The sequence below is a fragment of the Pseudogulbenkiania sp. AW2-16 genome (assembly GCF_056824575.1).
Genome location: NZ_CP157668.1, coordinates 897,968 through 910,284, shown reverse-complemented (window position 1 = coordinate 910,284; position 12,317 = coordinate 897,968). Strand labels below are relative to the sequence as shown.

Annotated in this window: 10 protein-coding genes and 1 pseudogene; 9 read left to right on the top strand and 2 right to left on the bottom strand. The window is 66.2% G+C overall.

Annotated features, from left to right (window positions below; translation table 11 throughout):
* Together mreC and ABKF58_RS04440 are read right to left on the bottom strand one after the other, a co-directional pair.
* On the bottom strand, positions 1 to 888 hold the full coding sequence (gene mreC / locus ABKF58_RS04445) for a rod shape-determining protein MreC (protein ID WP_482583514.1): 888 nt from the start codon (positions 886 to 888) through the stop codon (positions 1 to 3).
* A 43-nt stretch (positions 889 to 931) separates the two neighbouring features.
* Complete coding sequence (locus tag ABKF58_RS04440; protein WP_008954690.1) at positions 932 to 1,975, bottom strand: rod shape-determining protein; 1,044 nt, start codon at positions 1,973 to 1,975, stop codon at positions 932 to 934.
* Positions 1,976 to 2,191: 216 nt separating this feature from the next.
* Between ABKF58_RS04440 and gatC the strand changes: the two genes are divergently transcribed.
* The 9 genes and pseudogenes from gatC to ABKF58_RS04395 all read left to right on the top strand — a co-directional run bounded on the left by gatC (position 2,192) and on the right by ABKF58_RS04395 (position 12,306).
* Entirely contained in the window at positions 2,192 to 2,479 is a 288-nt protein-coding gene (gene gatC, locus ABKF58_RS04435; RefSeq protein ID WP_008954691.1) for an Asp-tRNA(Asn)/Glu-tRNA(Gln) amidotransferase subunit GatC, read from the top strand.
* A gap of 209 nt (positions 2,480 to 2,688) precedes the next feature.
* Positions 2,689 to 4,140, top strand: a complete 1,452-nt coding sequence (gatA, locus tag ABKF58_RS04430; RefSeq protein WP_482583511.1) for an Asp-tRNA(Asn)/Glu-tRNA(Gln) amidotransferase subunit GatA — start codon at positions 2,689 to 2,691, stop codon at positions 4,138 to 4,140.
* Positions 4,141 to 4,309: 169 nt separating this feature from the next.
* Positions 4,310 to 5,737, top strand: a complete 1,428-nt coding sequence (gatB, locus tag ABKF58_RS04425) for an Asp-tRNA(Asn)/Glu-tRNA(Gln) amidotransferase subunit GatB (RefSeq protein ID WP_482583509.1) — start codon at positions 4,310 to 4,312, stop codon at positions 5,735 to 5,737.
* Positions 5,738 to 6,047: 310 nt separating this feature from the next.
* On the top strand, positions 6,048 to 6,494 hold the full coding sequence (gene mraZ, locus ABKF58_RS04420; protein ID WP_482583508.1) for a division/cell wall cluster transcriptional repressor MraZ: 447 nt from the start codon (positions 6,048 to 6,050) through the stop codon (positions 6,492 to 6,494).
* Positions 6,491 to 7,453, top strand: coding sequence for a 16S rRNA (cytosine(1402)-N(4))-methyltransferase RsmH (gene rsmH, locus ABKF58_RS04415; protein WP_014085613.1), 963 nt, complete (start codon positions 6,491 to 6,493; stop codon positions 7,451 to 7,453). The genes mraZ and rsmH overlap by 4 nt, the downstream gene beginning before the upstream one ends.
* Positions 7,450 to 7,722 (top strand): cell division protein FtsL, encoded by a 273-nt coding sequence (gene ftsL, locus ABKF58_RS04410; RefSeq protein ID WP_085274555.1) that lies wholly within the window; start codon positions 7,450 to 7,452, stop codon positions 7,720 to 7,722. Before rsmH ends, ftsL begins: the two co-directional genes overlap by 4 nt.
* Complete coding sequence (locus ABKF58_RS04405; protein WP_014085615.1) at positions 7,722 to 9,470, top strand: peptidoglycan D,D-transpeptidase FtsI family protein; 1,749 nt, start codon at positions 7,722 to 7,724, stop codon at positions 9,468 to 9,470. Before ftsL ends, ABKF58_RS04405 begins: the two co-directional genes overlap by 1 nt.
* Entirely contained in the window at positions 9,467 to 10,960 is a 1,494-nt protein-coding gene (locus tag ABKF58_RS04400) for a UDP-N-acetylmuramoyl-L-alanyl-D-glutamate--2,6-diaminopimelate ligase (protein WP_482583507.1), read from the top strand. Before ABKF58_RS04405 ends, ABKF58_RS04400 begins: the two co-directional genes overlap by 4 nt.
* Positions 10,944 to 12,306: pseudogene (locus ABKF58_RS04395) on the top strand (UDP-N-acetylmuramoyl-tripeptide--D-alanyl-D-alanine ligase). The gene ABKF58_RS04400 and the pseudogene ABKF58_RS04395 overlap by 17 nt, the downstream one beginning before the upstream one ends.
* Positions 12,307 to 12,317 lie beyond the last annotated feature (11 nt).

Here is a 12,317-nt window from a genome sequence, read left to right as displayed (position 1 = left end):
TTACTCCGTGCGGCGGGGCGGGGCAGCGTCAGGTGGCGGGGGTGGCGCGGCCGGCACGTGCTGCTTCGGGTTCAGCACCAGCACGAAACGACTCTCCTGCACCCCGGCCACCACGCTGGTGGACAGCCGGGCGAAGGCGGCGCCGGTGTTGCGCTCGATCTTGCCGACGCGCGCCACCGGCAGCCCGGCCGGGTACAGGTCGTCGATGCCCGAGGTCACCAGCAAGTCCTTCTCCTGCACGTCGGCGTGGTTCGGCAGGTAACGCACTTCGACGCCACCGCCGTAGCCGTACAGGATGGCGCGCGCGCCGGTGCGCTCGATCATCACCGGCACCATGTGGTTCTTGTCGATGATCAGCGTCACCTCGGCGGTCAGCGGCTGCACCCGCGTCACCTGGCCGATCAGCCCCTGGCTGTCGATCACCGGCTGGCCCGGACTGATTTGGGCGTCCGCGCCCTTGTCGATGATCAGCTTGTAGGAAAACGGGTCGCGCCCGGTATAGAGCACCTCGGCCAGCTGGCCGCCCTCGGCGCGCGACGACTTGAGCTCGTTGAGCTGGCGCAGTTCGCGGTATTCGCGTTCCACGGTGGCGAGCCGCGCGAGCTGCGCCGACATCTGCAGGCGCTGGCTCTTCAGCGCGTCGTTCTCGGCCTTCAGCTGAGCCTGCGCGGTGAAGAAGTCGATGACGTGGCGCGCGCCGGCAAACGGCACGTTGACCGCGCGCTGTACCGGGTACAGCGCCACCGAGAGCGCTTCGCGCACGTGCTCCATCAGGCCGTAGCGGCTGTCGCCGATCAACAGCGCGATCGACAGCAGCACGCACAACGCGAGACGCACCGCCGGGTGCGGGCCCTGGCGGATGAAGCTGGGATTGTTGGCAAAGTCCATCTGGCAGGACGTCCGGCCGGTTCAGGCCGGACGCGAATCCGGTTCAGGGTACGTTGGTGAAGATGGTGCCGATCTTGTCCATCTTTTCCAGCGCCTTGCCCGAGCCGCGCACCACGCAGGTCAGCGGCTCTTCGGCGACGATCACTGGCAGACCGGTTTCCTCGGCCAGCAGGCGGTCGATGTCCTTCAGCAGCGCGCCGCCGCCGGTCAGCACCATGCCCTTGTCGGCGATGTCGGCGCCCAGTTCCGGCGGGGTCTGCTCCAGCGCGATCTTCACCGCGGAGACGATCTGGTTCAACGGCTCGGTGAGCGCCTCGAGGATCTCGTTGGACGACACGGTGAAGGCGCGCGGGATGCCCTCGGCCAGGTTGCGGCCCTTGACTTCCATTTCCTTCACTTCGGCGCCCGGGAAGGCCGAGCCGATGGTCTTCTTGATCTCTTCGGCGGTGGTCTCGCCGATCAGCATGCCGTAGTTGCGGCGGATGTAGTTGATGATGGCCTCGTCGAACTTGTCGCCGCCGACGCGCACCGAGTTCGAGTACACCACGCCACCCAGCGAGATGACGCCCACTTCGGTGGTGCCACCGCCGATGTCCACCACCATCGAGCCGGTCGGCTCTTCCACCGGCAGGCCGGCGCCGATCGCGGCGGCCATCGGCTCCTCGATCAGCTCGACGCGGCGCGCGCCGGCGGCCAGGGCCGAGTCCTTGATGGCGCGGCGCTCGACCTGGGTCGAACCGCACGGCACGCAGATCACGATGCGCGGGCTGGCGGAGAAGAAGCGGCTCGGCGTCACCTTCTTGATGAACTGCTTGAGCATCTGCTCGGTCACGGTGAAGTCGGCGATCACGCCGTCCTTCATCGGGCGGATCGCCTGGATAGAGCCCGGGGTGCGGCCCAGCATGCGCTTGGCTTCCAGACCGACGGCCAGGATCGACTTCTTGTTGGTCGGGAAGTCGCTGTGAATCGCCACCACCGACGGTTCATCCAGCACGATGCCCTTGCTGCGCATGTAAATCAGGGTGTTGGCGGTGCCGAGGTCGATGGCGAGGTCGTTCGAGAAGTATCCGGTGAGGGAACGAAACATGGGGTGGTCCTGGTTCAGTGTTCGTGTTGTCGGGACGAGCCCGCAATGGCGCTAATGGTCGTGGTCTAGCGGCTTCCCCTGGTCGCCGGAAGGACGGCATGAACCGTCAAATGACCCCCGGCGGAACGGTGTGGCGAAGCGTCGAATCTTGGGTGAATCAAACAGTCTATGATACCCTATCAGCCTTGAATTATTAAAGGTTTTAACGAGGACACCATGTCGCTGACGCATCAGGATGTCGCGCGGATCGCCAAGCTGGCCCGCATCGCCGTAACCGACGAAGAAATCGTGGCGGTGGGCGCTCAACTCAACAATATTTTCGGCCTGATCGAGCAGATGCAGGCCGTCGATACCGATGGCATCGAACCGATGGCCCATCCGCAGGACGTGAGCCTGCGCCTGCGCGATGACGTGGTGACCGAATCGGACCGCCGCGCCGCCTTCCAGGCCATCGCCCCGCAGGTCGAGAACGGCCTGTTCCTCGTCCCCAAAGTCATCGAATAGTTCCAGAAAGCACTGGGAACGAGAACGCGAAGGCAAGTGAGCGGGGCCGCAGACAGTACAGGTAGTACGGCAAGGCCTCGCACAACGCCGCCGACAAAGTTATCGTTTCCAGGGCGAACTGGAATAACCAGAGATTGATTCTGGCACGGTTGGTTCCCGGCGCGCGCGTTTCGGCCAACCTGCCGAGCTTATCGAGATTTTACGACACCATGATTAACGCCACCCTCAAGGCGCTGTCGCAGCAACTGGCGGCAAAAGCCGTGTCCAGCGAGGAACTCGCCGGGCTCTACCTCGACCGCATCGCGGCGCTCAACCCGACGCTCAACGCCTTCATCAGCGTCGACCGCGACAAGACCCTGGCCGAAGCGCGCGCCGCCGACGCCCTGCGCGCCGCCGGCCGGGCCGGCCAGCTCGCCGGTGTGCCGATCGCGCACAAGGACATTTTCTGCCAGCAGGGCTGGAAGACCAGCTGCGGCTCGAAGATGCTCGACAACTTCGTCTCGCCCTACGACGCCCACGTCATCGAGCAGTGCCGCGCCGCCGGCCTGGTGACGCTCGGCCGCACCAATATGGACGAGTTCGCCATGGGCTCGTCCAACGAGAACAGCTTCTACGGCCCGGTGAAGAACCCGTGGGACTTGGCGGCGATTCCCGGCGGCTCGTCCGGCGGCTCCGCCGCGGCAGTGGCGGCGCGCCTCGCCCCGATCGCCACCGGCACCGATACCGGCGGTTCGATCCGCCAGCCGGCCTCGCATTGCGGCGTGACCGGCATCAAGCCGACCTACGGCGTGGTGTCGCGCTACGGCATGGTGGCCTACGCCTCCTCGCTCGACCAGGGCGGCCCGCTGGCGCAGACCGCCGAGGACTGCGCGCTGCTGCTCAACGTCATGGCCGGTTTCGACCAGCGCGATTCGACCAGCCTCGAACGTGCCAAGGAAGACTACAGCCGTGACCTGAATGCGCCGCTGAACGGCCTGAAGATCGGCCTGCCGCGCGAATACTTCGCCGAGGGCCTGTCCGCCGACGTCGCCGGCGTGGTCGATGGCGCCATCGCCGAACTGAAGAAACTGGGCGCCGAGGTGGTCGAGATCAGCCTGCCCAACACCCGGCTCTCCATCCCGGCCTACTACGTGATCGCCCCGGCCGAGGCCTCGACCAACCTCAGCCGCTACGACGGCGTGCGCTACGGCCACCGTGCCGCCGAGTACAAGGACCTGGTCGACATGTACGAGAAGACCCGTGCCGAGGGCTTCGGCGCCGAGGTCAAGCGCCGCATCATGGTCGGCACCTACGTGCTGTCGCACGGCTACTACGACGCCTACTACCTCAAGGCGCAGAAGATCCGCCGCCTCATCGCCAACGATTTCAAGGCCGCGTTCGAACATTGCGACGTGATCCTTGGACCGGTGGCGCCGACCGCGGCGTTCAATATCGGCGAGAAGTCGGACGACCCGGTGCAGATGTACCTGTCCGACATCTACACGCTGTCGGTCAACCTGGCCGGCCTGCCCGGCATGAGCGTGCCGGCCGGCTTCGCCGCCAACGGCCGCCCGGTGGGGCTGCAGATCATCGGCAACTACTTCGGCGAAGCCAAGATGCTGAACGTGGCGCACCAGTTCCAGCAGGCGACGGACTGGCACCAGAAGGTGCCGGCCTTGTAAGTCTGCGGCTGCACAACCCGAATACGGCGCTGGGCGCGCTGGCCATACCAGTCTGTACTGTCTGCGCGCGCCCGCCTTGTCTTCGGGTCGTTCGCACGCAGGCTGGAAGTTTACGTTTTCGAAGGGCGGTGCTTTGCTCCGTTCTTTCATGTAGAAGGATTTTCCGACCATGAAATGGGAAGTCGTGATCGGCATTGAGGTGCACGTGCAGCTCAATACCGCATCGAAAATTTTCTCCGGCGCCTCCACCGCCTTCGGCGCCGCACCCAACACTCAGGCCTCGGCAGTCGAGCTGGCCTTCCCTGGCGTGCTGCCGGTGTTGAACCGCGCGGTAGTGGATAAGGCCATCCGCCTCGGTCTGGCGCTCGACGCCACGATCAACCAGAAGAACGTGTTCGCGCGCAAGAACTACTTCTATCCCGACCTCCCCAAGGGCTACCAGATCAGCCAGATGGAGCTGCCAATCGTCGAGCACGGCAAGCTCAAGATCCTGGTCGGCGAAGAGGAGAAGGTGATTGGCGTCACGCGCGCCCACATGGAAGAGGATGCCGGCAAGAGCCTGCACGAAGACTTCCAGGGCCTGTCGGGTATCGACCTCAACCGCGCCGGCACGCCGCTCTTGGAGGTGGTGTCCGAACCCGACATGCGCTCGGTGGATGAGGCGCTGGCCTACGTAAAGGCGCTGTACACCCTGGTGACCTGGTTGGGCATCTGTGACGGCAACATGCAGGAAGGCAGCTTCCGCATGGACGTCAACGTGTCGGTGCGCCCGGAGGGCCAGAAGGAATTCGGCACCCGCCGCGAGATCAAGAACCTCAACTCCTTCCGCTTCCTCGAGCAGGCCGCCAAGTACGAGATTCAGTGGCAGATCGATACGCTGGAAGATGGCGGCAAGGTGCAGCAGGCCACCGTGCTGTTCGACCCGGACAGCGGCGAGACGCGCATGATGCGCAGCAAGGAAGACGCACACGACTACCGCTACTTCCCCGATCCGGACCTGCTGCCGGTGCGTATCGCCAGCGCCCAGATCGAGGCCATTCGCGCCGAGATGCCGGAGCTGCCTGACGCGATGCAGGCCCGTTTCGTCGCCGAGTTCGGCGTATCCGGCTACGACGCCGGCCTTCTGACCAGCTCGCGCGCCTTGGCGACATATTTCGAGACCGTGGCCAAGGTTTCCGGCCAGGGCAAGCTCGCCGCCAACTGGGTCAACGGCGAGATCGCCGCGCGCTTGAACCGCGACGGCAAGGAGATCGGCGACTGCCCGATCGCCGCCGAACGGTTGTCCGGGCTGATCGCGCGCATCGCCGACGGCACGCTGTCGTCCAAGCTCGCCAAGCAGGTGTTCGAGGCGATGTGGGACAGCGAACTGTCCGCCGATGCCATCATCGAGCGCGACGGCCTGAAGCAGGTGTCCGACGTCGGCGCCATCGAGAAGATGGTCGACGAGGCCATCGCCGCCAACCCCAAGGCGGTGGAAGAGTTCCGCGCCGGCAAGGAAAAGGCGCTCAACGCGCTGGCGGGCCAGGTGATGAAGGCCTCCAAGGGCAAGGCCAATCCGGCCCAGGTACAGGAAATCCTCAAGCATAAACTGGCCTGACGGCCGGTGCGGCAGAGGCCGGGCCCCGACCCGGCGACAGGCGACATGCCACGGCATGTCGCCTGTATTTTTTTGGCCGTTCTGCGCTGTTGTATTCCCCCTTTTCACAGCCTACTTTCAACGCTTTTTTTAAGCTGCTGATTTAATAGGATTAATCTCGGCATGGTCTTTCTAAGCCCTTGTCTTAAAAGGAGGTTGTGTTCCGGCTCAGGTTGACCCTATGACGCTTCTTTCTTATAGTGGCGAAAAGTGGGGTGAAGTGGGTAAAAGTGGGGTGTGATCTCCAAACCAGAGGCTTAATGTCCGAATCATGATTGGTGGCGTCAACGTCGTGTCTCTCGATAGCAAGGGGCGTCTGGCCATTCCGGCCCGGCACCGCGAGACGCTGCTGTCCACGTTCGGCTCCAAGCTGGTGGTGACGCTGGAGGCGCGCGATCACCTGCTGCTCTACCCCGAGCCCAATTGGCGCCCGGTCGAGGCCCGGCTCCTGGCGCTGCCCTCCGGCAATCCCATGCTCAAACGCTACCAGAAGCTGGTGCTGGGCCATGCCGAACTGCTCGACATGGACAGTGCCGGCCGCATTCTGCTGTCGCCGCGCCTGCGTGGTCTGGTCAACCTCGACAAGGACGTTGCGCTGGTGGGCATGGGCAACCGTTTCGAACTGTGGGATGCCGCCGACTGGGATGCCCAGACCAGCGACGCCCTGGACATCGACCCCGCCGAACTGTCTCAGCATCTCGGAGATTTCACGTTGTGAGTGCCCCCGTTTTTTCGCACCTTACGGTGCTGCTTAGCGAAGCTGTAGCCGCGCTCGCCGTTCGTCCGGACGGCGTGTACGTCGACTGCACCTTCGGTCGCGGTGGGCACAGCCGCCTCATCCTGTCGCAACTGGGCCCGGCCGGCAGGCTGGTCGCCTTCGACAAGGACCCCGAGGCGATTGCCGCCGGTGAGCGTCTGGCCGCGGAAGACCCGCGTTTCACGCTGGTGCACGAAGGTTTCGAAACACTCGCGCGCGAGCTCGACCGGCTCGGCATCGCCCGTGTCGACGGCGTGCTGATGGATCTGGGCGTGTCGTCGCCGCAGATCGACGACGCCCGGCGCGGCTTCAGCTTCCGTTTCGACGCGCCGCTCGACATGCGCATGGATACCAGCCGCGGCCTGACCGCGGCGGAATGGCTGGCCACGGCCGCCGAAGAAGACATCAGGGAGGTCATCAAGACTTATGGTGAAGAGCGGTTTGCTCGCAAGATCGCAGCAGCCATTGTTGCGCAACGGGAGCTCGCTCCCCTCGAAACCACGCGTCAGCTCGCCCAGCTCGTTGGGCAGAACGTCCGTACTCGCGAACCGGGTCAAGACCCCGCGACGCGTACGTTCCAGGCCATCCGCATCTACATCAACCGTGAACTGGAAGAGCTGAAAGCCGTGCTGCCGCAAGCGGCGCAAAGGTTGGCCGAAGGCGGCCGCCTGGCCGTGATCAGCTTCCATTCGCTGGAAGACCGCATCGTCAAGAACTTCATGCGCGACGCCAGCAGCGACGCCAAGCTGCCCTCCTGGGTCATGGTGCGCAGCGCCGACCTGCCCGAGCCGCCGCTACGCACCGTCGGCAAGCCGGTGCGCGCCAGTGACGACGAGGTGAAGGGCAACCCGCGTTCGCGCAGTGCCATCATGCGCATCGCCGAGCGCACCGCCGGTGCCTGGCGCGAGGAGGCGGTGTGAACAAGCTCAATGCCATTTTGCTGGCCATCCTGGTGCTGTGCGCGTGGTCCGTGGTGACCTCGCAGCACGTGTCGCGCCAGCTCTACAGCAATCTGGAACGCGAGCAGAAGTCGGCCCAGCAGCTGCAGGTCGAGTACGGCCAGCTGCTGTTGGAGCAGAGCACCTGGGGCGCGCATGCGCTGATTGAAAAGACCGCCGCCTTGCGGCTCGGGATGAAGACGCCCGAGCAACGCCAGGTCCAGGTAGTCGCCCCCTCGGGAGGGACCTGATGCGCGTCTACTCAATGAATACGCGTTCCCCCAAAGCCAGCCCCGCCCTGCGTATGACGCCAGGGCGTGTGCGTTTGGTGCTGCTGGCTCTGGCGCTGCTGTTCCTGGCCCTGATCGGGCGCGCCCTCTACCTGCAGGTGGCGCAGCAGGATTTCCTGCAGAACCAGGGCGAGGCCCGGTTCCGCCGCGCCCTGGTGCTGGAGGCCAACCGTGGCGTGATCACCGATCGCAACGGCGAGCCGCTGGCGATCAGCTCGCCGGTGCAGACCATCTGGGCCAGTCCCGCCAGCATGGAGCCGGTGCCGCCGGCCAAGCTGCGCGAGCTGGCGCGGCTGCTGGAGCTCGGCCCGGCCGAACTGGATGCCAAGCTGTCCGATCGCAAGCGCGAATTCGTCTACCTCAAGCGCCAGATCAGTCCGGAGCTGGCCGACAAGGTGATGGCGCTGGGCATTCCCGGCATCGCCAAACAGCAGGAATTCCGCCGTTTCTACCCGGCCGGCGAAAGCATGGCGCAGCTGATCGGCTTCACCGGCGTCGATGGCCGCGGCCAGGAAGGCCTGGAACTGGCGCGCGAGAAGATGCTGGCCGGCAAGAATGGCCGGCGCGTGGTGCTGAAGGACCGGCGCGGCCACATCATCGAAGACGTGGCGGCCATCGAATACCCGAAAGACGGCCAGACGCTGAATCTCGCGATCGACCAGCGCATTCAGTATCTGGCCTACCGCGAACTGGCGGCGGCAGTGGAGGTCAATAAGGCCAAGGCTGGCAGCATCGTGGTATTGGATGGCAAGAGCGGCGAGCTGCTGGCGCTGGCCAACGTACCGTCGTTCAACCCCAACAGCCGCAAGGAGCTGGACCCGGAACGCCGCCGCAACCGCGCCGTGATCGACATGTTCGAACCGGGTTCGACCATGAAGCCGTTCCCGATCGCGATGGCGCTCAACGCCGGCAAGGTCAATCCGAACATGGTGTTCGACACCAACCCGTACTCGATCGGCCCGGCGCGGGTACGCGACTCGCACCCGAAGCCGTCGATGACGCTGACCGAGGTGATCCAGAAGTCGTCCAACGTCGGTGCCTCCAAGGTGGCGCTGCTGTTCTCGCCGGAGCAGATGTGGACGTTCTACGACGAGGTCGGTTTCGGCCGCAGCGTGCACGCCGGTTTCCCGGGTGAAATCGCCGGCCGCCTGCGCCACTGGCAGAGCTGGCGCCCGATCGAGCAGGCCACCATGTCGTTCGGCTACGGTGTGTCGGTGAGCCTGCTGCAGCTGGCGCGTGCCTACACCATCTTCACCAACAACGGCTCCTTGCTGCCGGTGTCGCTGACCCGGCTGAGCTCGCCGTTGCCGGCCAAGCCGATCATTTCCCCGGACGCGGCGCGCAAGATGCGCGAAATGCTGATGACGGTGACCCAGGCCGGGGGCACCGGGACGCGGGCCCAGGTGCTGGGCTACAACGTCGGCGGCAAGAGCGGTACCGCGCGCAAGCTGGTCAACGGCGGCTACCAGGCCGACAAGCACCGCGGCCTGTTCATCGGCTTCGCGCCGGCGACCAATCCGCGCCTGATCGTGGCGGTGATGATCGACGAACCCGGCGCCGGCAGTTACTACGGCGGCTCGGTGGCCGGTCCGGCCTTCTCCAACACCATGGCCGGGGCGTTGCGCATCATGGGGGTCGAGCCCGACGCTCCCTCCAACAATTCATTGCTTCCGGTCAATCAGGTACCGGAGATACGAGAAGATACATGAAGAGTCTGTTGACCCCGCTGCCGGACTGGGATCCGGCCGAGCTCGATACCCTGGGGCTGCCGCTCAAGCGCGTCGAGACGGACAGCCGCCGCGTGCTGCCGGGCGACGTGTTCCTGGCGTGCCGCGGCGAGTACGCCGACGGCCGCCAGTTCATTCCGATGGCGCTCGCCAACGGTGCCGCCTGCGTGCTGTGGGACCCGGCCGACGGCTTTAACTGGAACCCGGCCTGGAACGTACCCAACCTGGCGGTGCCGCAGCTGCGTGCGCGCGCCGGCATTGTCGCCAGCCACGCCTATGGCGAGCCGAGCCGCGCCATGACGGTGATCGGCATCACCGGCACCAACGGCAAGACCTCGATCTCGCACTGGCTGGCGCAGGCGTTCTCGCTGCTGGCGCACAAGGCGGCGCTGATCGGCACCGTCGGCAACGGTTTCTACGGCGCCCTGACCGAGACCACCCATACCACGCCGGACCCGGTGACGGTGCAGCAGAAGCTGGCCGAGTACAAGCGCCAGGGCGCCGACGTGGTAACCATGGAAGTGTCCTCGCACGGTCTCGACCAGTTCCGTGTCAACGGCGTCAGCTTCGCCACCGCGGTGTTCACCAACCTGACGCGCGACCACCTCGACTATCACGGCTCGATGGAAGAGTACGGCGCCTCCAAGGCGCGGCTGTTCCATTGGGAAGGGCTGCGCCACGCCATCATCAACGCCGACGACGCCTTCGGCCGCGAGTTGGCCGCCGGTATCGATCGCCAGCGCACCCAGACCGTGACCTACGGGCTGGAGCAGGGCGACGTGCGCGCGCAGAACCTGTCCGCCACCCTCGACGGCCTGCAGATGACGGTGACCACGCCGTGGGGCGAGGTCGAGCTGCGCAGTCCGCTCTTGGGCCGTTTCAACGCCGCCAACCTGCTCGCCTGCCTCGCCACGCTGTGCGTCAACGGCGTGTCGCTGAAGGACGCGGCGGCGGTGCTGTCGCGCATCCAGCCGGCGCGCGGGCGCATGCAGCGCCTGGGCGGCGGTCACGAGCCGCTGGTGGTGATCGACTACGCCCACACCCCGGACGCGCTGGAGAAGGCGCTGGCCACGCTGGCCGAGATCCGTCCCGTCGGCAACCGGCTCTACTGCGTGTTCGGCTGCGGTGGCGACCGCGACAAGGGCAAGCGCCCGATGATGGGAGCCATCGCCACCCGCATCGCCGACGTCGCGGTGGTGACCAGCGACAACCCGCGCAGCGAAGAGCCGCAAGCCATCATCGCCGACATCCGCGCCGGCATGGGTGGGACCGGCCACGTCGAGGCCGACCGTGCCGCCGCCATCCGCTGGGCGATCGCCGCGGCGCGCGCCGGCGACATCGTGCTGGTGGCCGGTAAGGGGCACGAGGAATACCAGGACATCCGCGGCGTGAAGCAGCCGTTCTCCGATTTCCGCATCGCCGAAGAGGCGCTCACGGCCTGGAGCGAGGTGCACGATGCTGATGCTGTCTGACGTGGCGCAACTGGCCGGCGGCCGCCTGGCCGGTGCCGATGCCGAGGTGACCCGGGTGGTCACGGACAGCCGTGCCGCCGGGCCGGGCGATCTGTTCGTGGCGCTCAAGGGCGAGCATTTCGATGCGCACGATTTCGTCGCCGACGTGCTGGCGCAGGGCGCGGCAGGGGCTCTGGTGCGCCAGGATTTCGCGCTGCCCGGCGCGGCGCTGGTCCAGGTGGACGACACCCGGCTGGCGCTGGGCCGGCTCGCCGCCGGCTGGCGCGCCCGTTTCGAGCTGCCGCTGGTCGGCATCACCGGTTCCAACGGCAAGACCACGGTCAAGGAGATGCTGACGGCGATCCTCGCTGCCCATGCCGGGCGCGATACGGTGCTCGCCACCGCCGGCAACTTCAACAACGACATCGGCCTGCCGCTGACGCTGCTCGGCCTGAATGCCGGCCATCGCTACGCGGTGATCGAGATGGGCATGAACCATTTCGGCGAAATCCGCTATCTGACCGGGCTGGCCCGGCCGCGCGTGGCGCTGGTCAACAACGCGCTGCGTGCCCACCTGGGCGGGGGCTTTTCCGGTACGGCCGACATCGCCCGTGCCAAGAGCGAGATCTTCGAAGGGTTGGCCGAAGACGGTGTGGCGGTGATCAATGCCGACGATCCCCACGCCGCCGTCTTCCGCGCCGCCGCCGCCGGCCATCGCCTGCTCAGTTTCGGTTTGGGCGAGGCCGATGTGAACGCTCGCGACGTGACGCTGTCCGATACCGCTGCCCATTTCGTCCTGTGCTCGCCGCAGGGGGACGTGGCCGTCGCGCTGCCGGCGCCGGGGGAACACAACGTGCGCAACGCGCTCGCCGCCGCCGCCGCCGCGCTGGCGCTGGAGGTGCCGCTGGCAGCCATCGCCGCCGGCACTGGCCGGCTTTGCCGGGGTCAAGGGCCGGCTGCAGCGCAAACGCGCCGGCAACGGCGCGACGCTGATCGACGACACCTACAACGCCAATCCGGACTCGATGAAGGCCGGCATCGACGTGCTGCTGCAGGCGCTGGCGCCGCGCTGGTTCGTGATGGGCGACATCGGCGAACTGGGCGAGAACGCCGCCGCACTGCACGCCGAGGTCGGCGCCTACGCCCGGGAACGCGGGCTCGACGTCCTGCTCACGCTGGGCGACTTGAGCCGTCACGCCGCCGCCGCCTTCGGCACCGCAGCAAACCATTTTGATACGCTGGATGCGCTGCTCTCCTATCTCGACAGCCATCTGCCGGCAGATGCCACCGTGCTCGTAAAGGGGTCGCGCTTCATGCGCATGGAGCGGGTGGTCGAGCATCTGACCGGACAACGACAAGAACATTAAGGGAGTGTAGC